This is a genomic window from Stenotrophomonas sp. YJH_SMC_12-1, assembly GCF_059370935.1.
On the sequence record NZ_JCAFUD010000003.1, the window covers coordinates 13634 to 36694 of the forward strand.

The 23061-nt window shown below is 66.8% G+C and carries 25 protein-coding genes; 16 read left to right on the forward strand and 9 right to left on the reverse strand.

Annotated features, from left to right (window positions below; all coding sequences use genetic code 11):
- Positions 1–84: 84 nt before the first annotated feature.
- The 6 genes from AC5P8Y_RS06235 to AC5P8Y_RS06260 are packed head-to-tail and all read left to right on the forward strand — an operon-like array spanning position 85 to position 4908.
- The gene (locus AC5P8Y_RS06235; RefSeq protein WP_014035721.1) at positions 85–561 is read left to right on the forward strand and encodes a DUF2244 domain-containing protein; all 477 of its coding nucleotides are present in this window, start codon (positions 85–87) and stop codon (positions 559–561) included.
- An 11-nt stretch (positions 562–572) separates the two neighbouring features.
- Complete coding sequence (gene coxB, locus AC5P8Y_RS06240; protein WP_495201863.1) at positions 573–1526, forward strand: cytochrome c oxidase subunit II; 954 nt, start codon at positions 573–575, stop codon at positions 1524–1526.
- A gap of 59 nt (positions 1527–1585) precedes the next feature.
- Entirely contained in the window at positions 1586–3193 is a 1608-nt protein-coding gene (gene ctaD / locus AC5P8Y_RS06245) for a cytochrome c oxidase subunit I (RefSeq protein WP_005407790.1), read from the forward strand.
- A gap of 8 nt (positions 3194–3201) precedes the next feature.
- The gene (locus tag AC5P8Y_RS06250; protein ID WP_005407791.1) at positions 3202–3432 is read left to right on the forward strand and encodes a hypothetical protein; all 231 of its coding nucleotides are present in this window, start codon (positions 3202–3204) and stop codon (positions 3430–3432) included.
- Entirely contained in the window at positions 3429–4019 is a 591-nt protein-coding gene (locus tag AC5P8Y_RS06255) for a cytochrome c oxidase assembly protein (RefSeq protein ID WP_005412023.1), read from the forward strand. Before AC5P8Y_RS06250 ends, AC5P8Y_RS06255 begins: the two co-directional genes overlap by 4 nt.
- Positions 4020–4032: 13 nt before the next feature.
- Positions 4033–4908, forward strand: a complete 876-nt coding sequence (locus AC5P8Y_RS06260) for a cytochrome c oxidase subunit 3 (RefSeq protein ID WP_005412024.1) — start codon at positions 4033–4035, stop codon at positions 4906–4908.
- Positions 4909–4928: 20 nt separating this feature from the next.
- Here the strand turns inward: AC5P8Y_RS06260 and AC5P8Y_RS06265 are convergent, their stop codons facing one another.
- On the reverse strand, positions 4929–5147 hold the full coding sequence (locus AC5P8Y_RS06265; protein WP_005412025.1) for a twin transmembrane helix small protein: 219 nt from the start codon (positions 5145–5147) through the stop codon (positions 4929–4931).
- A 57-nt stretch (positions 5148–5204) separates the two neighbouring features.
- Here AC5P8Y_RS06265 and AC5P8Y_RS06270 point away from each other — a divergent pair, with 57 nt between their 5' ends.
- The 5 genes from AC5P8Y_RS06270 (at position 5205) to AC5P8Y_RS06290 (ending at position 9621) form a co-directional block, all read left to right on the forward strand.
- Entirely contained in the window at positions 5205–5918 is a 714-nt protein-coding gene (locus AC5P8Y_RS06270; protein WP_033833635.1) for an SURF1 family protein, read from the forward strand.
- Between the two features lie 108 nt (positions 5919–6026).
- A complete protein-coding gene (locus AC5P8Y_RS06275) occupies positions 6027–6596 on the forward strand; it encodes a redox-active disulfide-containing membrane protein (protein ID WP_033833636.1) in 570 nt (189 codons plus the stop codon).
- Between the two features lie 10 nt (positions 6597–6606).
- The gene (locus tag AC5P8Y_RS06280; RefSeq protein ID WP_005407797.1) at positions 6607–7770 is read left to right on the forward strand and encodes a COX15/CtaA family protein; all 1164 of its coding nucleotides are present in this window, start codon (positions 6607–6609) and stop codon (positions 7768–7770) included.
- Between the two features lie 4 nt (positions 7771–7774).
- Positions 7775–8668, forward strand: coding sequence for a heme o synthase (cyoE, locus tag AC5P8Y_RS06285; protein WP_005407798.1), 894 nt, complete (start codon positions 7775–7777; stop codon positions 8666–8668).
- Positions 8669–8814: 146 nt separating this feature from the next.
- A complete protein-coding gene (locus AC5P8Y_RS06290; protein WP_033833637.1) occupies positions 8815–9621 on the forward strand; it encodes a hypothetical protein in 807 nt (268 codons plus the stop codon).
- Between the two features lie 116 nt (positions 9622–9737).
- Here AC5P8Y_RS06290 and AC5P8Y_RS06295 read toward each other — a convergent pair whose 3' ends face one another.
- The 6 genes from AC5P8Y_RS06295 to rpsU all read right to left on the reverse strand — a co-directional run bounded on the left by AC5P8Y_RS06295 (position 9738) and on the right by rpsU (position 14889).
- Positions 9738–10709: a bile acid:sodium symporter family protein gene (locus AC5P8Y_RS06295; protein WP_005407800.1), complete on the reverse strand. Its 972-nt coding sequence runs from the start codon at positions 10707–10709 to the stop codon at positions 9738–9740.
- Between the two features lie 31 nt (positions 10710–10740).
- Complete coding sequence (locus AC5P8Y_RS06300) at positions 10741–11241, reverse strand: protein tyrosine phosphatase family protein (RefSeq protein ID WP_033833639.1); 501 nt, start codon at positions 11239–11241, stop codon at positions 10741–10743.
- Positions 11242–11268: 27 nt separating this feature from the next.
- On the reverse strand, positions 11269–13008 hold the full coding sequence (dnaG, locus tag AC5P8Y_RS06305) for a DNA primase (RefSeq protein WP_033833640.1): 1740 nt from the start codon (positions 13006–13008) through the stop codon (positions 11269–11271).
- A 61-nt stretch (positions 13009–13069) separates the two neighbouring features.
- Positions 13070–13990, reverse strand: a complete 921-nt coding sequence (locus AC5P8Y_RS06310) for a YihY/virulence factor BrkB family protein (protein WP_049402636.1) — start codon at positions 13988–13990, stop codon at positions 13070–13072.
- 105 nt (positions 13991–14095) lie between these two features.
- Positions 14096–14539 (reverse strand): GatB/YqeY domain-containing protein, encoded by a 444-nt coding sequence (locus tag AC5P8Y_RS06315; protein ID WP_005412032.1) that lies wholly within the window; start codon positions 14537–14539, stop codon positions 14096–14098.
- A 134-nt stretch (positions 14540–14673) separates the two neighbouring features.
- Positions 14674–14889, reverse strand: a complete 216-nt coding sequence (gene rpsU, locus AC5P8Y_RS06320; RefSeq protein WP_002808376.1) for a 30S ribosomal protein S21 — start codon at positions 14887–14889, stop codon at positions 14674–14676.
- 166 nt (positions 14890–15055) lie between these two features.
- Here rpsU and tsaD point away from each other — a divergent pair, with 166 nt between their 5' ends.
- The gene (gene tsaD / locus AC5P8Y_RS06325; RefSeq protein WP_032966370.1) at positions 15056–16081 is read left to right on the forward strand and encodes a tRNA (adenosine(37)-N6)-threonylcarbamoyltransferase complex transferase subunit TsaD; all 1026 of its coding nucleotides are present in this window, start codon (positions 15056–15058) and stop codon (positions 16079–16081) included.
- Between the two features lie 33 nt (positions 16082–16114).
- Here the strand turns inward: tsaD and AC5P8Y_RS06330 are convergent, their stop codons facing one another.
- A complete protein-coding gene (locus tag AC5P8Y_RS06330) occupies positions 16115–16768 on the reverse strand; it encodes a hypothetical protein (protein ID WP_049396178.1) in 654 nt (217 codons plus the stop codon).
- Between the two features lie 354 nt (positions 16769–17122).
- Between AC5P8Y_RS06330 and folB the strand changes: the two genes are divergently transcribed.
- The 4 genes from folB to AC5P8Y_RS06350 all read left to right on the forward strand — a co-directional run bounded on the left by folB (position 17123) and on the right by AC5P8Y_RS06350 (position 21818).
- A complete protein-coding gene (gene folB, locus AC5P8Y_RS06335; RefSeq protein ID WP_005407807.1) occupies positions 17123–17476 on the forward strand; it encodes a dihydroneopterin aldolase in 354 nt (117 codons plus the stop codon).
- A 91-nt stretch (positions 17477–17567) separates the two neighbouring features.
- Positions 17568–18839 (forward strand): mechanosensitive ion channel family protein, encoded by a 1272-nt coding sequence (locus tag AC5P8Y_RS06340; RefSeq protein WP_005407808.1) that lies wholly within the window; start codon positions 17568–17570, stop codon positions 18837–18839.
- 128 nt (positions 18840–18967) lie between these two features.
- Positions 18968–21142 carry a glycoside hydrolase family 3 N-terminal domain-containing protein gene (locus tag AC5P8Y_RS06345; RefSeq protein WP_049433368.1) on the forward strand — a complete coding sequence of 725 codons (2175 nt, stop codon included), beginning with the start codon at positions 18968–18970 and terminating at the stop codon, positions 21140–21142.
- Between the two features lie 130 nt (positions 21143–21272).
- The gene (locus tag AC5P8Y_RS06350; protein WP_049433369.1) at positions 21273–21818 is read left to right on the forward strand and encodes a hypothetical protein; all 546 of its coding nucleotides are present in this window, start codon (positions 21273–21275) and stop codon (positions 21816–21818) included.
- Between the two features lie 64 nt (positions 21819–21882).
- On the opposite strand, the gene AC5P8Y_RS06355 is transcribed toward AC5P8Y_RS06350, so the two are convergent.
- Complete coding sequence (locus AC5P8Y_RS06355; protein WP_049433370.1) at positions 21883–23052, reverse strand: PQQ-dependent sugar dehydrogenase; 1170 nt, start codon at positions 23050–23052, stop codon at positions 21883–21885.
- Positions 23053–23061: the final 9 nt, after the last annotated feature.

Consider the following 23061-nt stretch of genomic DNA (forward strand, 5'->3'; position numbering starts at 1 on the left):
AAAAAGTGTGAATGCACCCTTGCTACCGGCGAGAGGGCAGGGCTACCATCGAGACGTTTCCCGCGGCAGGAACGCGGTTGCGACATGATCGAGGTGCTTCCAGCTCCGGATGGGTCAGGTACGCAGCTGCGGCTGCGTCCCCCACGGGCGCTCGATGCCCGGCAGTTCGTCCTGTTGTTCACCGTGTTGTCGGGTGCGATGTGGCTGGTGTCCGCCTTCGGGTGGTTGGCCGGCAATGCATTCGCCCCCCTGTTCGCGCTGCTGTACAGCCTGGTGCTGGCGGCGGCGCTGCGTGCCCTGTGGCGCAGCGGTGAACGGCAGGAGGAGATCCGGGTAGTGCCGGCGTACGTGGAGGTCATCCCCGTACCCGGTGGATCGCCGGTGTTCCGGGCCCACCCCCACTGGGTGCGCCTGCTCACCGACGATGAGAGGGTCCGGCTGGCATCCAGCGGCCGGCAGGTGGAGGTGGGGAGTTTCCTCGCGCCGGCCGAACGTCAGACGCTTGCAGAGACACTTGAAAGCTTGCTCGCCGCCAGCGATGGCGGCAACCGACGACGCTAAGGGTCTAGGCAATGAAGCAAAGCAGCAGGTGGGGCACGAAGTGTGTTGCAGCGGTCGCCGCCATGGTGGCCGGGGGACTGGTTCCGGCATTGGCCTGGGCCCAGGCGGCCGATCCCAAGCCGTGGCAGCTGAACATGGGCAAGGGGGTGACCCAGACCTCACGCCTGGCTTGGGAATCGAACAATCTCTCGTTGATCATCTGCACGGTGATCGGCGTCATCGTGTTCGGCGCGATGGCCTACGCCATCTTCAAGTTCCGCAAATCCAAGGGCGCGGTCGCCGCCACCTTCAGCCACAACACCAAGGCCGAGATCATCTGGACGGTGATCCCGGTGATCATCCTGATCGTGATGGCGTGGCCGGCCACGGCCAACCTGATCAAGATGTATGACACCCGCGATGCCGAGATGACAGTGAAGGTCACCGGTTACCAGTGGATGTGGAAGTACGAGTACCTTGGCGAGAACGTTACCTTCACCAGCCGCCTGGACCGCGAGTCCGACCGCGTGCGGCAGAGCGGCATCGTGCCGACCCGCGAAAGCCATCCGCACTACCTGCTGGATGTCGACAACCGCCTGGTGCTGCCGGTCGATACCAAGGTGCGTTTCGTCATCACCTCCGACGACGTGATCCACGCCTGGTGGGTACCGGCGCTGGGCTGGAAGCAGGACGCCATCCCCGGCTTCATCAACGAAGCCTGGACCCGCATCGAGCAGCCGGGTGTCTACCGCGGCCAGTGCGCCGAGCTGTGTGGCAAGGACCACGGCTTCATGCCGATCGTGGTCGAGGCGGTGTCCAAGGAAGAGTTCAAGCAGTGGCTGGCGCAGCGCAAGCCGGCGCCGCCCGCCGAGCCCGCCACGCCTGCGGCACCTGCCGAACCGACTGCACCGACGGGCGAGGCACCGGCTGCGCCTGCTGCTGCAGAAGCGGGCAGCGCGCCTGCCACCGCGGCCAGCGGAGCGTGATGTAAAGCCCGCAGCCGTTCGCGGCCGCGGTGACAACCGATTCTGAGAGGTGTTTTGCAATGGCGCACTCGGCAGTTGGGCACGACGATCACCATCACCACCAGAGCTTCTTCGAACGTTGGTTCTTCTCGACCAACCACAAGGACATCGGCACGCTGTACCTCGGTTTCAGCTTCATCATGTTCATCATCGGCGCGGCGATGAGCGTGGTGATCCGCGCCGAGCTGGCGCAGCCGGGCCTGCAGTTCGTCAAGCCCGAGTTCTTCAACCAGATGACCACCGTGCATGCGCTGGTGATGATCTTCGGCGGGGTGATGCCGGCCTTCGTCGGACTGGCCAACTGGATGATCCCGCTGCAGATCGGCGCGCCGGACATGGCGCTGCCACGCATGAACAACTGGTCGTTCTGGTTGCTGCCGGTGGCATTCAGCCTGCTGCTGCTGACCCTGTTCCTGCCGGGCGGTGCACCGGCCGGTGGCTGGACGCTGTACCCGCCGCTGTCGCTGCAGGGCGGCTACAACGTCGCTTTCAGCGTGTTCGCCATCCACGTGGCCGGCATCAGTTCGATCATGGGCGCGATCAACATCATCGCCACCGTGCTCAACATGCGTGCGCCGGGCATCGACCTGCTGAAAATGCCGATCTTCTGCTGGGCCTGGCTGATCACCGCCTTCCTGCTGATCGCGGTGATGCCGGTGCTGGCCGGCGCGGTGACCATGCTGCTGACCGACAAGTTCTTCGGCACCAGCTTCTTCAATGCCGCCGGTGGCGGTGACCCGGTGATGTACCAGCACATCTTCTGGTTCTTCGGCCATCCCGAGGTCTACATCATGATCCTGCCTGCCTTCGGCGTGGTCAGCGAGATCATCCCGACCTTCAGCCGCAAGCCGCTGTTCGGCTACCAGGCGATGGTGTACGCCACCGCCGCGATCGCGTTCCTGTCGTTCATCGTCTGGGCCCACCACATGTTCACCGTGGGCATGCCGCTGGGCGGCGAGATCTACTTCATGTTCGCCACCATGCTGATCTCGATCCCGACCGGCGTGAAGGTGTTCAACTGGGTCAGCACCATGTGGCGTGGCTCGCTGACGTTCGAGGCACCGATGCTGTGGTCGGTGGCCTTCGTCATCCTGTTCACCATCGGTGGCTTCTCCGGCCTGATGCTGGCGATCGTCGCCGCCGACTTCCAGTACCACGACACCTACTTCGTGGTCGCCCACTTCCACTACGTGCTGGTGACCGGTGCGGTGTTCGCGCTGATCGCGGCGGTGTATTACTGGTGGCCGAAGTGGACGGGACGGATGTACAGCGAGAAGTGGGCCAAGGTGCACTTCTGGTGGTCGATCGTGTTCGTCAACCTGCTGTTCTTCCCGCAGCACTTCCTCGGCCTGGCCGGCATGCCGCGCCGCATTCCGGACTACAGCGTAGCGTTTGCCGACTGGAACCTGATCAGCTCGATCGGTGCGTTCGGCATGTTCGTCACCCCGTTCATGATGGCCGCGATCCTGCTGTCCTCGCTGCGCAACGGCGAGAAGGCCGAGGCCCGTTCCTGGGAAGGCGCGCGCGGCCTGGAGTGGACGCTGCCGTCGCCGGCACCGGCGCACACCTTCACCACGCCGCCGACCATCCGCCCGGGAGATCTGGCGCATGACGACATCACGCATTGAGGTGGGGCATGCATAACGAGAGCCCGCTGCCGATCGGTAGAGTCGACTGTCAGTCGACTCGCGAAGTGCAGCCGACTAACAGTCGGCTCTACCAAAGCCAAAGCCAAAGCCAGACCGAAGCCCAACGCCACGGCATCGAACAGCAACGCCAGCGCGCCAGGCGCACGGCGATGTGGGTCGGCGCCATCGCCGTGCTGGTCTACGTCGGCTTCATCCTCAGCGGGGTGATCGGCCGATGAGCGAGGCGCCAGCCAGCACACCGTCTCGCAGTGCGGGGCTGCCGCGCCTGATCGGTGTGGCGGTGGCGGTGTTCCTGCTCACGTTCTCGCTGGTGCCGCTGTACCGCATCGCCTGCGAGAAGGTGTTCGGTGTGCGCCTGGAACGCGGCCCCGGTGGCGAAGCCAGTGCAGGCGCCGCCACCGGCAAGCGCACCGTGCGCGTGGAGTTCGATGGCGGCGTCAATTCGCGCCTGCCGTGGTCGTTCCATCCCGAACAGCTGACCATGGACGTGGTGCCCGGCGAACTCAACGAAGCGCTGTACTTCGCCCGCAACGACAGCCAGCAGGCGGTGGTCGGCAGTGCGGTGCCTTCGGTGGCGCCGGCGCGTGCCTCGGGCTTCTTCAGCAAGACCGAGTGCTTCTGTTTCACCGCGCAGACGCTGCAGGCCGGCGAGAAGCGCGACATGCCGGTGCGTTTCATCGTCGATCCGGACCTGCCGCCCGAGATCAAGACGATCACCTTGTCCTACACCTTCTATCGCAACGACGCGCTGTCCGATCGGCTGGCCCCGGCCGCCACCTCGGAAGGCGCGCACGCCGCACCCTGACCCGGATACCGACATGGCCCAGACACCGACCGACGCCAACGTGTACTTCGTCCCGGCCCAGAGCAAATGGCCGTTCGTGGGTTCCATCGCGATGATGGTGACCATGGTGGGCGTGGCCAGCTGGCTCAACGATGCCAGCTGGGGACGCTGGACCTTCTACATCGGCATCGCGATGCTGGTGCTGACGTTGTTCTGGTGGTTCAGCGACGTGGTGCGCGAGTCGCAGGCGGGCAACTACAACCACCAGGTCGATGGCTCGTTCCGGATGGGGATGATCTGGTTCATCTTCTCCGAAGTGATGTTCTTCGGCGCCTTCTTCGGTGCGCTGTTCTACACCCGCAACCTGGGCCTGTCGTGGCTGAGCGGCGAAGGCCGCGGGGTGATGACCAACGAGCTGCTCTGGCAGGGTTATTCCGCCGGCTGGCCGACCAACGGCCCCGCGGCGATCGGCGGCGCGTTCCAGACCATCCCGGCCTGGGGCCTGCCGCTGATCAATACGCTGATCCTGCTGACCTCCGGCGTGACCCTGACCATCGCCCACCACGCGCTGAAGGCCGGCAACCGCCGCCAGCTGCTGATCTGGCTGGGCCTGACCGTGGTGCTTGGCCTGGGCTTCCTCACCCTGCAGGCGGAGGAGTACATCCACGCCTACAAGGAACTGAACCTGACGCTCGGCTCGGGCATCTACGGTTCAACGTTCTTCATGCTGACCGGCTTCCACGGCGCGCACGTGCTGCTGGGCACGATCATGCTGATCGTGATGTGGCTGCGTTCGGCCAAGGGACACTTCACCCGCGACAATCATTTCGGTTTTGAAGCGGCCGCGTGGTACTGGCACTTCGTCGACGTGGTGTGGCTGATGCTCTTCATGTTCGTCTACGTGCTTTGACCGCGCACGCATCGGTGACCTCAGCCGCCGATGCCGTGCGGTTTGATCCAGCCCATGTAGATGCTCACGATCACCAGCAGGATCAACGCAACCGACACCGCGATGCGGCGCGTCAGTGCGTTGACCGTGCGCTTGGTCTGGCCGCGGTCGACCAGCAGGTAATACAGGCCGGCGCCCAGATTCCAGACGATGACGATCAGAAACGCGATTACCAGCAGGGTCTTCAGCGAATCACTCATGCGCGGCTCGAGGGCAGGGTGGATGCGCCTATCTGACCGCGTTTGCGCGGACTTGTCATGATGCGCCAGCACACGCGCGTGATCGCATGGCTGCTGGCGGTGCTGGCAATGGTTGGTTTCACCGCATTGGGGCTGTGGCAGCTGCAGCGCATGCATGCCAAACAGGCAATGTTGGATGCACAAGGTCCAGCTGTGGCACAGGCGATGCCACTGGCGCAGGCCCTGGCTGCACCTGGCGCATTGCACGGCGTGGCCGACCACGGCCGTTTCCTGCCCGGCGTGGTGCTGCTGGACAACCAGACCCGGCACGGCCGCGCGGGCGTGAAGATCTATCGCCCGTTCCGCAGTGACGAGGGCAGCGTGCTGCTGGTCGATCTGGGCTGGCGCGCGCTGCCGCCCGATCGCAGGCTGCCGGATGTGCCGTCGCCGCCTTCGCCGGTGGCGGTGCGTGGCCTGCTGGCGCCGCCGCCGTCGGCGGGGCTGGCCTTGGGCCCGGCGTTCTCCGCTACCGATGAGGCCGGGCGTTGGCTGGCCAGCCGCTTGCCCGACGAGGGCCTGGCGGCGGCGCTTGGCCTGCCGGCATTGCCCGATCGCGTCCTGCGGCTGGACCCGGCGCTGCCATTTGGCGACGAACGCGACCTGGACCTGCTGCCGAACACGCTGCCGCCGCAGCGCCACCTGGGCTACGCCGTGCAGTGGTTCGGGCTGGCCCTGACCGTGCTGGTGGTCGCGCTGGTACTGGAGTGGCGCAGGCGACGTGCTGCCCGGTAGTGCCGGCCGCTGGCCGGCAACCCCCGCATTCCTGGATGCCGGCCGGCGGCCGGCACTACCGCGGCGTCACACCCGCATCCCTCACCCAACCATGAGAAAATGCCCCGCATGAACACTGCTACGTCCCCGCAGGCGCGCGGCTCCGGCCGCCGGACCCTGGTGCTGCTGTTTGCCGTGTTCTTCGGGGCGATGGCGCTGGCCGCCGTGCTGCGCTTCTCTGGCTGGCAGCCCACCGGGCACCGCAATGCCGGCCAGCTGCTGAAGCCGCCGGTGGACCTGCGCCAGCAGGCGCCGACCCTGGCCAACGGCCAGCCGTACCCGTGGAACCCCGAAGCCCGTACCTGGCGCCTGCTGGTGGCGCCGGCCGGTGCCTGCGACGCGCAGTGCGTCACTTTGTCGCAGGGACTGGGCAAGGTGTGGCAGCTGTTCGGCCATAACGCCGATAATGTCGAGATCCTGTGGCTGGGTACGCCACCGGCGTCGATCGCCTCGCTGCCCGCGCTGCGGCCGCTGGCTCCGTCGCCAGCCCTGCGCGCGGCGTTGCCGGGCGTCGATGATCCGGCGGGACTGCCGGTCTACGTGATCGATCCGAACGGCTTCGTGATCATGCGCCATGCCCCGGGTTCCGACCTCGGTGGCCTGCGCAAGGACATGGCCACGTTGCTGAAACTGAAGTGAGTCCCGTTTGATGAGCCTTTCCGCGCGTCCGGCGCTGCACCGCAATTTCCACCGCCTGGCGTGGTTCGCCATGATCATGACCGCGAGCACGATCATGTTCGGCGCCTTCGTGCGCCTGTCCGATGCCGGCCTGAGCTGCCCGGACTGGCCGACCTGCTATGGCCAGGCCACCTGGCCGCAGCACGTGGAAGAGACCATCGGCCACCCGGCGGCGGAGATCCGCCCGCTGGAGACCCACAAGGCCTGGCGTGAACAGGTGCACCGCTTCCTGGCCGGCGCACTGGGCATCGAGATCCTGACCCTGGCGCTGCTGGCCACGCGCAAGCGGCGATTCGGAAGCACGGCGGTGGTGACCGCCTGCGTGCTGGTGGCCGCCGGCATACCGCTGTACATGATGGGCTGGCATGGCACCGCCAGTACCTTGGCTCTGATCGGCGAGGCGATCCTGCTGATCGCCGCGCTGCGCTGGAGCAACATCGACCTGGCGCGCGCTGCACTGCTGACCCTGGCCGTGGTGATCTTCCAGGCCCTGCTGGGCATGTGGACGGTGACCCTGCTGCTCAAGCCCATCGTGGTGATGGGGCACCTGCTGGGCGGCATGCTGATGTTCGCGCTGCTGGTCTGGATGGCCTGGCGCGCCACGCACATGCCGATCACCCTGGCCGAAGCACCGAAGCTGAAGTGGGTGCTGCGCATCGGCGTGGCGGTGCTGGTCACCCAGATCGCACTGGGCGGCTGGGTCAGTGCCAACTACGCGGCGCTGGCCTGCGGCGGCGGCAGCGCCTCGCTGGACAACTTCCCGCGCTGTGCCAACCAGTGGTGGCCGCAGCACAACTTCGTCGAAGGCTTCACCCTGTGGCGCGGCATCGGCGTGGATTACGAAGGCGGCGTGCTGGATGGCGCCTCGCGTATCGCCATCCAGATGGCGCACCGGCTGTTCGCGGTGGTGGTGGCCGTCTACCTGCTGTGGCTGGGCGTGCGCCTGTTCCGCTTGCCGAGCATGCGTGGCTGGGCCAGCGCGCTGATCGCGCTGCTGGTGCTGCAGGTCACCCTCGGCATCCTCAACGTGAAGCTGGCGCTGCCGCTGGAAGTGGCGGTGGCCCACAACGGCGTGGCCGTTGCCCTGTTGTTCGTGCTGGTCAGCCTGCTGGCCCGCCTGCGCGCCCCGGACTGACTCCATGTTTTCCAATTACCGCCAGTACTGGGACCTGACCAAGCCCAAGGTCGTTGCCCTGATCGTCTTCACCGCCCTGGTCGGCATGGTCCTGGCCATTCCGGGCGTGCCGAGCTGGGAGCAGGTGCGCGCCGGTGTGCTCGGTTTCCTCGGCATCTGGCTGGCGGCCTCGGCCGCAGCCGCCATCAACCAGCTGCTGGACGCACACATCGATGCGCAGATGGCGCGCACCTCGTGGCGTCCGCTGGTGGTGGGCAAGGTCAAGCCATGGCAGGTGCTGGTGTTTGCCGGCGTGCTGATCGTGCTGTCGATGACCATCCTGGTGCTGTGGGTGAACCTGATCACCGCCGTGCTGACCTTCGCCTCGCTGATCGGCTACGCGGTGATCTACACCGTGTACCTCAAGCGTGCGACCTCGCAGAACATCGTCATCGGTGGCCTGGCCGGCGCGATGCCGCCGATGCTGGGCTGGGCCGCAGTGACCGGCATGCAGGGTTCGTCGGACTGGGCGTACTCGTCGCTGCTGGTGCTGATCATCTTCATCTGGACCCCGCCGCACTTCTGGGCGCTGGCGATCTTCCGCCGCGAGGACTACGCCAAGGCGGAGATCCCGATGCTGCCGGTGACCCACGGCGTGGTGCATACCCGCAAGCAGATCATGGTGTATTCGGTGGTGCTGGCGCTGGTCTGCCTGCTGCCGTACCTGGTGGGCATGAGCGGTGCGTTCTACCTGGGCGGCGCGATCGTGCTCAACGCGGTGTTCCTCTGGTATGCCTGGCGCATGCTCAACCCGCCGGACGAATTGTTCTCGATGAAGATGTTCTATTACTCCATCGTGTACCTGATGGCGCTGTTCGCCTTCCTGCTGGTGGACCACTGGATCCTGCCCTGGCTGTGAGCGGCTGCCCTTTGTAGAGTCGAGCCACGCTCGACTCAGGCCCGGTCTGATGGCGGGAGCATCCACGCACGGCGTGGATCTACTTGAACCGCGGTTGCTGCGTCGCCATTGCTGTTCCTGACCGCAAAGGAAAGGAAGGCGCAGGGATGCATTCGATCTTCCGTTGGACCACCGCGCTGCTGCTGGCGCTGGGTGTAGCCCTCACCGCGCATGCCGATGACACCGCCGCGCAGATCCGCCAGCATGCCGGTGAGCACCGCCTGCTGGTACTGGGCGAATTCCACGGCACCCGCGAGACCCCGTTGCTGGTACGCCAGCTGGTGGACGACTACAGCCGCAACGGCCCGGTCCTGCTGGCGCTGGAACTGCCACGCGCCGAGAACCCTGTGCTGCGCGACTATCTGGAATCCGATGGCGGGGCCAGGGCGCGCCGGCACCTGCACGGCCGCGCGTTCTGGACCGTGCGCGATGACCAGCATGATGGTCGCCGTAGCCGCGACATGCTGGCGATGATCGAAGGCCTCCGTGTGCTGAAGGCGCAGGGGCGCGTGATCGAAGTGGTTGGCTATGACGTCAATGCCAGCAGTGGCGGCAACCAGACGCGCGATGACTTCATGGCAGCCGAATTGCGACGGCTCTATCGAGGGTTGCCAGACAATGCACGCATGCTGGTGCTGACTGGCAATGTCCACGCCATGCTGCGGCGGCCGGAAGGTATGCCGCCGGAAATGCAGAGGCGGCCGATGGCCTCCCAGCTGCGGGACCTGGATATCTACAGCGTGCGGTTGGGTGCGCTGCGTGGCCAGGCGTGGGCGTGCGCGGACCGTTGCATGGCGCGGCCACTTCCAGAGCAGGTGGCCCCGCGGCTGCGGGGCGATACCCATGCGGAACGGGCGTACGACCTGTGGGTGTGGATGCCGGAGCTGAGCGTCGGCACGCTCGTGGATCCGTAGTGTCAGGCAACCCATCCACGCATGGCGTGGATCTACTGGTGGTTCACGCCATCCGTGGTTTGGAGTAGATCCACGCCATGCGTGGATGGTCTACCCGGAACAACCCGCGTGCCCTGTCAGGGCTTGCGCCGCGCATACCGCTGCGCGATCACGCCGCAGACGATCAGCTGGATCTGGTGGTAGATCATCACCGGCAGCACGATCGCGCCGAGGCTGCCGCCGGCGAACAGCACCTTGGCGATTGGCACGCCGGTGGCCAGGCTCTTCTTCGAGCCGCAGAACACGATGGCGATCTCGTCCTCGCGGTTGAAGCGCAGCCGGCGGGCGATGAAGGTAATCAGCGGCATGGCGATGCCGAGCAGCACGGCAGCCACCACGGCCACGGCCAGCAACGAGAGCAGCGGCGTCTTGCTCCACAACCCTTCGGTCACCGCTTCGCCGAACGCCGAATACACCACCAGCAGGATCGTGCCCTGGTCGGTGTAGCGCAGCAGCGCGCGCTGCTTCTCCACCCAGCCGGCAATCCACGGCCGCAGCAGGTGGCCGGCCACGAACGGCACCAGCAGCTGCAGCATGATGCCGCCGATCGCGTGCAGTGGGTCATGCACGCCGCCGGAGGTGCCGGCCAGCGCGGTCAGCAGCAGTGGGGTCAGGAACACGCCGAGGATGCTCGACAGCGAGGCGCTGCACACCGCTGCCGGCACGTTGCCGCGGGCCATCGAAGTGAACGCGATGGACGACTGCACGGTGGACGGCAGGGTGCACAGGAACAGCACGCCCAGGTACAGCTCCGGAGTCAGCAGCCAGCCCGACAGTGGCTTGAACATCAGCCCCAGCAGCGGGAACAGGAGGAAGGTGCAGGCCAGGATGGTCAGGTGCAGCCGCCAGTGCAGCATGCCGCCGATGATCGACTCGCGCGGCAGGCGCGCGCCATGCAGGAAGAACAGCGCGGCGATGGCGACGGTGGTGACATCGTCGAGCACGATGGCGGCGGCGCCCTTCATCGGCAGCAGCGAGGCCAGGCCGACGGTGCACAGCAGGGCGAGGGTGAAGTTGTCCGGTCGCAGGCGCGACCACCAGCGGGTCATGGTGGGCAGAGTCCTTGGTGCGGAGGGTTGTTCAGGGCGAAGTGACCGGTGTGGCCAGGCGCTGGCGGGTGGCGGCTTCCAGCGACTTCAGGCCGGCGCGCTGGCCGAGCTGAAGCGCCTGCTCCGGGCTGGCATGTTCGTAGTGGGCATTGACCAGGCCGAGCACGGCACCGGCGCGGTTGCCGGAGGCGCAGTGCAGCAGCACCGGCCCCTGGCTCTGCTGCAGGGCCTGGTGCACCGCGCGCACATTGGCCGTATCCAGGCCCTCGGCGCCGGCCACCGGAATGCGCACATAGCGCAGGCCCAGCGATTCGGCCGCGCGGGTTTCATCGAAGCCCCGGTCCTCGTCGGGCTGGCGCAGGTCGATCACCGTGCGTACGCCCCGTGCGGCCAAGGCCTGCAGCTGTGCGGCACTGGGCTGGCCACCGGCATACAGGCCGGGACGGACTTCGTTGAGAGGCACGTCTTCGGCCAGGGCCGTCAGTGGCAGGCAGAGCGACAACAACAGCAGGCAGGTCAGGCGCAGCAGCATGGTCCTCTCCGTGAAAACGTCCTGCCGCTACAAGCGCAGTCCGGCGCGGGCCTTCAACAGCTCGCGCAGTTCGTATTTGTCAGTATCGTCGAGGCCCTGCTGGCGCTGCTTTGCCAACAACTCCTCCAGACGTTGCACCAGCAGCTGTTTCTCCAGCTGGGCCACTGCGTCGTGCAGTTCCTGGGTCCAGCTGGCTTCGGTGCCGGGCAGCGTCTGTGCGGCCAATGTATGCAGCGAGGCCTGTTCCTCGCGGCCGTCGAAGTGTTCCAGCAGGGCGCCGGTGCTGATGTCCGGGCGCTGTTCGACCAGCCCCAGCAGCTCCAGCAGCAGTTCCACACCCGGCAGGCGAAGGCCCTGGAAGTGATGCTTGCCGCCCAGGGTCAGCGCCAGCGACGGCTGCTGCAGCAGCACGGCGATCGCGCCGCGCACCAGGCTGCGCCTGGCCACTGGCTGGATCGTGCGCGAAGGCTGGCGTTGCGGCATCGGCGTGCGTGCAGCCTGGGCGTTGCCGCCGAGCCCGGTCAGCTGCGCCAGCTGCTGCTTCATCAGGTCGCCGAAGGCACCGTCGGGAATCTGCGCCAGCATCGGCTTTGCGCGTTCGGCCAGGCGCGCCTTGCCGTCCAGCGTGCCCAGGTTGATCTCGCGGGTCAGTTCATCGAAGAAGAACTGCGACAGCGGCGTGGCCTGCTTCAGGCGCTCGTTGAAGGCCTCGGCGCCTTCCTTGCGCACGATGGTGTCGGGGTCCTCGCCATCGGGCAGGAACAGGAAGAAGGCCTGGCGGCCGTCCTTCATGCGCGGCAGCACCGACTCCAGCGCCTTCCAGCCGGCGCGTCGGCCGGCGGCGTCGCCGTCGAAGCAGAAGAACACGTCCGGCGCGTTGCGGAACAGCAGCTCGGCATGGTCCGGCGTGGTTGCGGTACCCAGTGTTGCCACCGCCTGGGTGACACCGAACTGGAACAGCGAGACCACGTCCATGTAGCCCTCGACCACGATCAGCCGCTCGATCTTCTGGTTGGCCTGGCGCACCTGCCACAGGCCGTACAGTTCGCGGCCCTTGTGGAACAGCGCGGTTTCGGGCGAGTTGAGGTACTTGGGGCCGTCGTCCTTCTCGAACACGCGGCCACCGAAGGCGATCACCCGGCCACGGCGGTCGAAGATCGGGAACATCACCCGGTCGCGGAACTTGTCGTAGACGTGGCCGCGGTCGTTCTTCGAGAACAGGCCGGCGCGGTCGAGCAGTTTCATGCGCCGCTCGTCCTTGCCCAGTGCATCGCGCAGGCCGCTGTACCCATCCGGGGCGTAGCCGATCTGGAAGCGCGCGCGGTTCTCTTCGTCCACGCCACGCCCATCAAGGTAACTGCGTGCCTTGTCGCTGCCTTCCAGGTTCTTCTGGAAGAACCGGGCAGCGGCATCCAGTGCCGAATACAGCTCGCGACTGTCGTCCTGCTGCTGGGGGCTGCGCGGGTTCTCGTTGCGCGGTACTTCCATGCCCGCGCGCTTGGCCAGCTCATCCACCGCGTCGAGGAACTCGAGGCGGTCGTAGTTCATCAGGAAGCTGATCGCGGTGCCGTGCGCGCCGCAGCCGAAGCAGTGATAGAACTGCTTGGTGGGCGAGACCGTGAACGACGCGGAGCGCTCGTCATGGAACGGGCAGCGCGCGGCGTACTCCTTGCCCTGGCGCTTCAACGGCACGCGGCTGCCCACCACCTCGACGATGTCGGTGCGGGCGAGCAGGTCGTCGATGAAAGCGTCGGGGATACGGGCCATGGGCAACAGGGCAGGGCGCGGTGCAGGACCACGCGACGGAACCGGGGGCGGTCGGCCTAGTTTACCCCCTGTCGGGCACCTGGCTGGCGGTTGCCGGATCAATGCCGGCTGCGGCCAGGTGATGACGCGCGCGCAGGCGCTCATCGATCACCGCCGTCATCAGGGCACCAACGAAGAACACGACGGTGGCGTAGTAGATCCAGACCAGCGAGATCACCAGCGCGCCCATCGAGCCGTAGGCACTGCCGGGGGCCACGGTGGCGATGTAGACGCCGATGCCGTACCGGCCCAGTGCGAACAGTGCCGAGGTGATGACGCCGCCGATGAAGGCCTGGCGCCACGCCACGCGACGGTCGGGCAGGTAGTGGTACATGAAGGCGAAGCCGACTGCGTACAGCAGCAGGCTCGTGACGTACCCCAGCGCGGGCAGGATCGAGGGCAGTTGCGCGAAGGCCACCTGCAGCACCGTGGTGGCGGTCATCGACAGGATCAGCAGGAAGCCCAGCGCCAGCACCACGCCGAACGAGAACACGCGCTTGCGCAGCCAGGCCTTGAGGCCTTCCAGGCGCTCGCCGCTGGTGCGGAAGATCAGGTTCAGTGCGTTCTGCAGCTGGGCGAACACGGCGGTGGCGCCGACGAACAGCAGCAGCGTGCTCCACACACCCGCCAGCGAGCCGACATCCGGCTGGTTGTCGGCGTTCTTCAGAACGGTTTCGGCCACGGTGGCCGCGCTGCTGCCGGCCACCGAGCTGATCTGGTCGATCAGTGCCTGCTGGGCCGGCGGGTACAGCGAGGCGGTCAGCCACAGCAGCAGCACCAGCAACGGTGCCATCGACAGCAGGGCGTAGAAGGAGACGGAAGCTGCCTGGGTCAGCACGTCGACGTCGATGAAGCGCTTGGCCACCGCCATCGGGAAGCTGTCCTGCAGGCGCTTGATGTACTTGCGCAGTGACACGGGAACGTTGGGCTCGGGTTCAACCATGTGTGCGGTTGTAGCAGGCGACCGACGAAGGTGCGGTGAAGCGGGTGCATCAATGGGGTCAGAGCCCTTCCGTGTCGCGGAAGGGATCCGACCGCAAGTGCTGGATTACGCCAGCAGCTGCTTGACCAGCTTGGAAACCAGGCCCATGTCGGCCTGGCCGGCGAGCTTGGGCTTCAGTGCGCCCATCAGCTTGCCCATGTCGGCCGGGCCGGAGGCGCCGGTTTCGGCGATGGCGGCCTGGATGGCGGCCACGATCTCGGCTTCGCCCATCTTGGCCGGCAGGTAGGCTTCGATGACCACGATCTCGGCGCGCTCGATCTCGGCCAGGTCTTCGCGGTTGGCGGCTTCGTACTGGCTGACCGAGTCCTTGCGCTGCTTGACCATCTTGTCGAGCACGGCGATCACGGCGGTGTCGTCCAGTTCGATGCGCTCGTCCACTTCGCGCTGCTTGATGGCGGCATTGATCAGGCGGATCACGCCCAGCTTGTGCTTCTCGCCGGCCTTCATGGCGGCCTTCATGTCTTCGGTGAGCTGCTGCTTCATGCTCATGAGGAACCTCGTGGTGGTAGGTGGGGCGGGCGCGGATGCCCGAACCCGGAAACGCAAAAAGCCGGCGACGCTCGCGCGTGCCGGCTTCGGCTCCATCGCGACAGGCAGGCCCGCCGCAATGAAGATGCGTCCGATCAGTACAGGCGCTGACGCTTGGTGACGTCGCGCGACGAGCGGCGCAGCTGACGCTTCACAGCAGCGGCGGCCTTGCGCTTGCGCTCCTGGGTCGGCTTTTCGTAGAACTCGCGCTTGCGGGTTTCGGCCAGCACACCGGCCTTTTCGCAAGTGCGCTTGAAGCGGCGAAGAGCAAACTCGAAGGGCTCGTTCTCGCGGACTTTGACGCTGGGCATGGAATCTCCGGGACACAGTAGAACCGGGTCACGCCCGGCGAGCCGCACATTATAGCGGCGAATAGACAAACTGCAAGCGGCCAACCCTGAATACGGGCCGGAAGTTCGAAAGCAGTGAGATCTGCACATCCCCCGAGGGGGCGGCAGGGGCGTCATAATAGCAGGCATGCGAGTCCTTGGCATCGAATCTTCCTGTGATGAGACCGGCGTGGCGGTGTATGACACCGGCCTGTCCGGCAGCGCGGCCCTGCGCGCCCATGCGGTCTACAGCCAGATCGCCCTGCACGCCGAATACGGGGGGGTGGTGCCAGAGCTGGCCAGCCGCGACCACGTCCGCAAGCTGCTGCCGCTGGTGCGCCAGACCCTGGCCGAAGCCGGTCTGGGGGTAGGTGATATCGATGGCGTGGCCTATACGGCCGGTCCCGGCCTGGTCGGCGCGCTGCTGGTGGGCGCGGGCGTGGCGCGTTCGCTGGCCTGGGCGCTGGAGGTACCGGCCGTGGGCGTACACCATATGGAAGGCCACCTGCTGGCCCCGCTGATGGAAGACGACCCGCCGGAAGCGCCGTTCGTGGCACTGCTGGTGTCCGGTGGCCATACCCAGCTGGTGGCGGTGGATGCGATCGGCCAGTACCGCCTGCTGGGCGAAACCCTGGATGATGCGGCCGGCGAGGCCTTCGACAAGACCGCCAAGCTGATGGGGCTGCCGTACCCTGGTGGCCCGCAGCTGGCCAGGCTGGCCGAGCAGGGCACGCCGGGCGCGTATCGCTTCGCGCGGCCGATGACCGACCGCCCGGGGCTGGATTTCAGCTTCTCCGGCCTGAAGACCCAGGTCCTGATGGCCTGGCGCGACAGCGACCAGAGCGAGCAGACCCGTGCCGACATCGCCCGGGGCTTTGAAGATGCGGTGGTCGAGACCCTGTCGATCAAGTGCGAGCGCGCGCTGGAAGCGGCGGGCACCAACGTGATCGTGGTGGCCGGCGGCGTCGGCGCCAACAAGCGCCTGCGCGCCCGCCTGCAGCAGATGGCCGAGCGCCTCGGCGGCCGCGCCTGCTTCCCGCGGCCGGCACTGTGCACCGACAACGGCGCGATGATCGCCTTCGCCGGCGCGCTGCGCCTGCAAGCTGGCCAGCACAGCCCGCCGAAGGTGGATGTGACCCCGCGCTGGGACATGGCGACCCTGCCGGCGGTGTGAACCGGTAGCGTCGGGCCACGGCCGGCGGACGCATTACCGATGCACTGCCAACGGCGACGCCGCCAGCACGGTTGTCGCCCGCTCATGGCGCTGCAGCCAGCCCAGCGTGTGTGGGCAGCGGGCATGGATCAGCCGCCCGATCGCGGCCAGGTCGGCGCCGATGTCGCGCTCGAGGATGGGCTCGTGATGGGCGATGCGGTTGCGCAGGTGGCGGATGCGGTCGAGGTCAGCGTGGATGTTCGTGCGGACCACGCTGAGAGCATCCTGTGGCGCGTTTGGCAACGCAATCTTCAAGCCCCGCGCCCAGATGGCTCCCTCGAAGCGCCGCGTGAAAAGCTGCTGCCAGAAAGCGAAACGAAGACTGGCGATGATCTCCGGAGTGTCCATCCGAGGATCTGCCTGTCTATGGATATCCTGCAAGGCCGACAACGCGCCATCTGCTGGCATCCGCTGCAGCAGTGCAGGATGCCAGGGCCAGCGCGGCCCGAAGGTATGCGCCAGCGCCGCGGCCACCGCATTGCGGATTACGATTTCACAGACGTGCAGGGGAGATAGCAGCGCGCCGCACATCTGCATGTTCCATACGTAAAGTGAGGCGGCGTCCAAACAGTGCCGGTATGCAATGCGTTTGTACGTCGCCCACCGTGGGCGTGACAGCGCTGCCTGCAGGATTCGTTGCTCTCTCATCAAATACGGGACCACATGGCGGATCACTAGCCTGCGCTGGTTGCCGCAGGCGTGATATCGGGCAATGCCGCCGTGTCAGGCAGCAAAATTCCTGTATCGCCTTGGGCTTCCTCCAGTATGTCGTGATTGACTCTGGACCGTAGAGGAAATGAACGTCACGATCTGCATCGTGTGCTCCGGGACTCGCGGCTGGATTCCAGCTCCCCCCGGGGACGTTGAGAGGTACCAAAGGGCCCCGCTAGCAGGGCCCTTTGTTTTTTCCGGACCGCCCCACGCCGGTGGCCCGCCGCCCGTTCCGGGCAGGCTCACCGCCGTGCCGGTACCATGGCCGTCTGTATTCGGCTGGTAACCGCAATGGACAAGGTTTTCATCGAGGGGCTGACGATCGACGCCCTGATCGGCATCTACGATTGGGAGCGGCGGATCCGCCAGGACCTGGTGTTCGACCTGGAAATGGGCTTCGACAACCGTCGCCCCGCAGCCACCGATGACATCGCCCACACCCTGAACTACAAGGCGGTGAGCAAGCGCCTGGAACAGTTCGTGCGCGAGTCGGAGTTCGGCCTGGTCGAGACCCTGGCCGAACGTTGCGCGCAGATCGTGCTGGACGAATTCGACGTGAAGTGGCTGCGCCTGAAGCTGAGCAAGCCGGGCGCGGTGCGCGGCGCGCGCGCGGTGGGCGTGATCATCGAACGCACGCGGGACTGACCCGGTCGTGCCGGCCATTGGCCAGCAACCCCGGTAGTGCCGGCCGCTGGCCGGCAACCTTGGCAACAACGAAACAGACAGGAGACAACCGATGGTGGACGCGGTGGTGGCGGTACAGTGGCTGGAACGGCTGCAGAACACACTGGAACCCTATCCTGGCGCCTACCTGGCGTTGATGATCTCGGCGCTGCTGATCGCCGCTGGCCTGGCCAACTGGGTGACCAAGCGCATCCTGCTGCGCGGGCTGCGACGCCTGCTCAGCCGCCTGCCGGGTGCTGATACCGGCCGCGGCAGCCACCTGATGCGGGTGATCTCGCGTCTGTCCAATGTGGTGCCCAGCCAGGTGATCGCCTCGGGCATCCGCATCGTGCCGGACCTGCCGCCGGGGCTGGTGAGCTTCATCATCGGCGCCTGCCAGGCGTGGGCGATCCTGACCGTGGTGCTGGCCATCTCGCATGCGCTGGATGCGGCCAATGATCTCTACGAGCGCCGCCCCGAGGCACGCAACAAGCCGATCAAGGGGTACCTGCAGGTCGCCAAGATCGTCATCTTCGTGATCGCCGGCCTGTCGATCGTTGCCACCCTGGCCGGCGTCGACCTCCGCTATCTGGTCACCGGTCTCGGCGCCGCCACCGCAGTGCTGATGCTGATCTTCCAGGACACCATCCTGTCGCTGGTGGCCAGCGTACAGATCAGTGGCGATGGTCGCGTGCGCATCGGTGACTGGATCGAGATGCCCAGCCAGAACGCCGATGGCGATGTGATCGACATCGCCCTGCACACCATCACCGTGCAGAACTTCGACAAGACCATCACCACCATCCCGACCAAGAAGCTGGTGACCGAGTCGTTCAAGAACTGGCGCGGCATGCAGGAGGCGGGTGGGCGCCGGATCAAGCGCGCGCTGTACCTGGACCAGCACAGCGTCGGTTTCCTGGACGAGGGCGACCTGGCCTTCCTCGGTGAATTCGCGCTGCTGCGCGACTACCTGCAGGCCAAGGAGCAGGAGCTGGGGCAGTGGAACGGGCGCCTGCGCGAGCAGGGCGTGGCCGAGGTCAACAGCCGCCGGGTGACCAACCTTGGCACCTTCCGTGCCTATGTGGAGCGCTACCTGCGCAGCCACCCGGGCATCCATACCGACATGACCCTGCTGGTACGTCAGCTGCAGCCAACCACCGAAGGCCTGCCGCTGGAGCTGTACTGCTTCACCCGCAGCACCGCCTGGGGTGAGTACGAGGCGGTGCAGTCGGACATCTTCGACCACCTGCTGGCGATCCTGCCGGCCTTCGGCCTGCGGGTGTTCCAGGCCTCCAGCGACGCCATGTTGATGGCCGGGCAGCGCCAGCTGGCCGGCTCGGAGTAAGCTGCGGTGCCCCCGGCGGGGCCATACGGACCGCGCTGGTGGCTGAAACTGAATGAACAAACCCCTCGCCAAATCGCCCGGGATCGCTAGAATGCCGGGCTTGTAAACGTTTTCATCAAGGACTGCCGGTGGCCTCCGATCGCATCGAATCCCTCATTGCCCAGATGACCGTCGAGGAAAAGGTCGGCCAGCTGGGTGTCTTCGCGGACATGGTCCGCCCGTTCGCCCCGGACGTGAACCCGGAAGCCAACGTGCGCAATGCCGACCAGGTGCTGCAGCAGGTGCGCGAGGGCAAGGTCGGCTCGCTGTTCAATGGTGTGGGCGCCGAACTGGGCCGCCGGATCCAGCAGGTCGCCACCGAAGAGAGCCGCCTGGGCATCCCGGTGATCCTGGCGGCCGACGTCATCCACGGCATGCGCACCGTGTTCCCGATTCCGCTGGGCGAGGCCGCCAGCTTCGAGCCGGCGCTGGCCGAGCGCACCGCGCGCGCCACCGCCATCGAGGCCACCGCTGCCGGCCTGCACTGGACCTATGCCCCGGCCGTGGACATCGCCCGCGACCAGCGCTGGGGCCGTGGCGCCGAAGGTGCCGGTGAGGACGTGGTGCTGGGCTGTGCCTTTGCCGCCGCCCGCGTGCGCGGCTTCCAGGGCAGCGACCTGCGCGCCGCCGATTCGCTGCTGGCCACGCCGAAGCACTTCGCCGCCTATGGCGCGGTGATGGCCGGCATGGAATACAACATGGTGGACATCTCGCCGCAGACCCTGCGCGACGTGCACCTGCCGCCGTTCAAGGCCGCCTTCGACGCCGGCGCGATCACCGTGATGTCCTCGTTCAACGACATCAACGGCGTGCCGGCCAGTGCCAACGCCGAACTGCTGACCGACATCCTGCGCGGTGAATGGAAGTTCCCGGGCGTGGTGATCTCCGACTACACCGCCGATATGGAACTGGTCGCGCACGGCTATGCCGCCGACGACCGCGATGCCACCGCCAAGGCGTTCACCGCCGGCCTGGACCTGAGCATGCAGAGCGGCTTCTACGCCGAGCACCTGCCGGGCCTGGTCGAGAGCGGCGAGGTGCCGATGGCGGTACTGGATGAGGGCGTGCGCCGCATCCTGTGGCTGAAGGAAACCATCGGCCTGTTCGACGACCCGTACCGTTCGCTGGACCCGGCGCGCGAAGCCGATACCTCGTACCTCGCCGCGCATGACGAACTGTCGCGCGATGCCGCGCGCCGTTCGATCGTGCTGCTGAACAACCGCGACAACGTGCTGCCGTTGCAGAAGACCGGGCAGAAGATCGCGCTGATCGGTCCGTTCGTGCAGGACCGCGAGAACATTGAAGGCTGCTGGACCCTGTTCGGCGACAAGCAGCGTTACGTGGACCTGGAAACCGGCGTGCGCGCCGCCATCGGCGATGAAGCGCTGCTGGAGATCGTGCCGGGCTGCGAACTGGAAACTGCCATTCCGGGCGGCACCGAAGCAGCGGTGGCTGCCGCGCTGCGCGCCGACGTGGTGGTGCTGGCGCTGGGCGAACCGCAGCGCTACAGCGGTGAAGCGCAGTCGCGCGTGGAGATCACCCTGCCGCCGGCACAGCAGGCACTGGCCGAGGCGGTGGCGATGACCGGCAAGCCGCTGGTGGTGCTGCTGCGCAACGGCCGCGCGCTGGCACTGCAGGGCGCGGTGCGCAATGCGCAGGCCGTGGCGGTGACCTGGTACCTGGGCACGCAGACCGGCCATGCCGTGGCTGATGTGCTGTTCGGCGACTACAGCCCGTCCGGCCGCCTGCCGGTCAGCTTCCCGCAGGTGTCCGGCCAGCAGCCGTACTTCTACAACCACCCGCGCACCGGCCGCCCGGAACTGCCGACCATGTCGGAGTTCAAGGCTCGCTGGCGCGAGATTCCGAACGAGCCGCTGTACCCGTTCGGCCACGGCATCGGTTACACCACCTTCGCCTACGGCGTGCCGCGGCTGAGTGCGGCGCAGCTCGGCTGGGACGACACCCTCACCATCACCACCACCCTGACCAACAGCGGCGACGTGGCCGGCGAGGAAGTGGTGCAGCTGTACATCCACGACCGCGTGGCCAGCCGCGTGCGTCCGGTGCGTGAACTGAAGGACTTCCGCAAGGTGGCACTGCAGCCAGGCGAGTCGACCGACGTGGTGTTCACCCTCACCCGCGAGCAGCTGGCCTTCACCGGCCGCGACGGCGTGCTGCGTGCCGAGCCGGGCCACTTCGACCTGTGGGTCTGCGCGTCCTCGGCGGCCGGCGAAGCCGTGCAGTTCGAGCTGCTGAAGGCCTGATCGAAGAAAAAGGGGACGGAGGGAATTAAGTCGTTTGTGCCACTAACGACTTAATCCCCTCCGTCCCCTTTTTGTTGTCCTCACCGCGGCGACGCTACCATCGGGCTCCCTGTTTCGATGGAGTGCGCGCATGCGCCGGATGGCTTGTCTGATTCCCGCCCTGGTGCTGGCCGCCTGCTCGCAGCCGGCGGCACCGCCGGCCGAGCCTGCGGCGGATGCACCGCCGCCGATGGAGGCCAGCGCCCCGGCAACGCCTGCGGCATCTGCCACTGAACCCGCTGCTTCGGCACCGGCCGCGCCCGCAGCGGAAGCGCCCGCCGAAGACGCACGCGCGCGCATCGAAACGCTGCTTGGCGATGCGGCGCAGTTCGAGAAGGTCTTCAATGCGTTCAAGGCCGCCGTGGTTGGCGGCGATCGCGCTGCGGTGGTCGAGGAAGTGCGCTTTCCATTGAACGTCGGTGGCGGAAAGAAGATCACCGGCCCCGGTGAGTTCCAGCGCAACTACGAGAAGATCATCACCCCGGCGGTGGTCAAGGCGGTGTCCGAGCAGGATTTCGGCAAGGTGTTCGTCAACCAGCAGGGCGTGATGATCGGCAGCGGCCAGGTGTGGTTGAACGGGCAGTGCCTGGACCAGGCCTGCACGAAGACCGAGGTGAAGGTCATCACCATCCAATGAACGCAGGCGGCCCCGCGTGCGGGGCCGTTGCGGACAAACGTGCCGGCCAGCGACCGGCACTACCTCAGGTGCTCGGGGTGAGCTTCAGCAGGCGCGCCTTGCTGCCGTCTTCCAGCAGCCACAGGGCGCCATCCGGGCCCTGTTCCACTTCGCGGATGCGCTCGCCCATGTTGAAGCGTTCGGCTTCGCGCGCGCTGTCGCCGTCGAAGGCCACGCGCACCAGCGAGGTGGAGGACAGGCCGCCGATGAAGCCGCTGCCCTTCCACTGCGGGAACAGGTTGCCGCTGTAGATCACGAAGCCGGCCGGCGAGATCACTGGCGTCCAGGTCACCTTCGGCGCGGCGAATTCCGGGCGCGTGTCGTGGTCGGGAATCGGCCGGCCGTCGTAATGGTCACCATTGGAAACGATCGGGTAGCCGTAGTTGGCGCCGCGCACGATCAGGTTCAGTTCGTCACCGCCGGCCGGGCCCATCTCGTGTGCCCACAGCTTGCCGTTGGCATCGAAGGCCATGCCGAGGATGTTGCGGTGGCCCAGTGACCACACCTGCGCGGCCACGCCGCCCTGCGAGGCGAACGGGTTGTCGGCGGGCAGGCTGCCATCATCGTTGAGGCGGATGATCTTGCCGAGGTTGCCGCCCATGTCCTGCGCCGGATCGAACTTCTGGCGCTCGCTGGAGCTGATCCACAGCTTGCCGTCCGGGCCGAAAGCAAGGCGATGGCCGTAGTGACCTTCACCACTCACCTTCGGGCTCTGTCGCCAGATCACCTTCAGGTCCTTCAGCTGGCCGGCACCGTTGGCGTCCAGCGCCAGCGTGGCACGGGCCACGGCGGCGCCGCGGGTGTCCAGCGTGCCTTCCTCGGCATAGCTGAGGTAGATCACGTGGTTGCTCGCGAATTGCGGGTGCAGGATCACGTCACCGAAGCCGCCCTGGCCGCCGTAAGCGACCTTCGGAACGCCGGTGATCTCGTGCTTCTGGCCGCTGGCCAGGTCCAGGTGCTGCAGCTTGCCGCGCTTTTCGGTGACCAGCAGGCTGCCGTCCGGCAGGAAGGTCATCGCCCACGGCTGGTCGAACCGGCTGATTTCGGTTGCGGTGAACGGGCGCTGGTCGGCAGTGGTGGAGGCTGCGGGCGCCGCAGTCTGGGCGCCGTTGGCGGCCGGGTCGGCGGCATTGCAGGCGGAGGTGGCAAGGATCGGCACCAGGCCGAGGGCGAGCAGCAGGGGCGTGCGGGTCATGGGTATCTC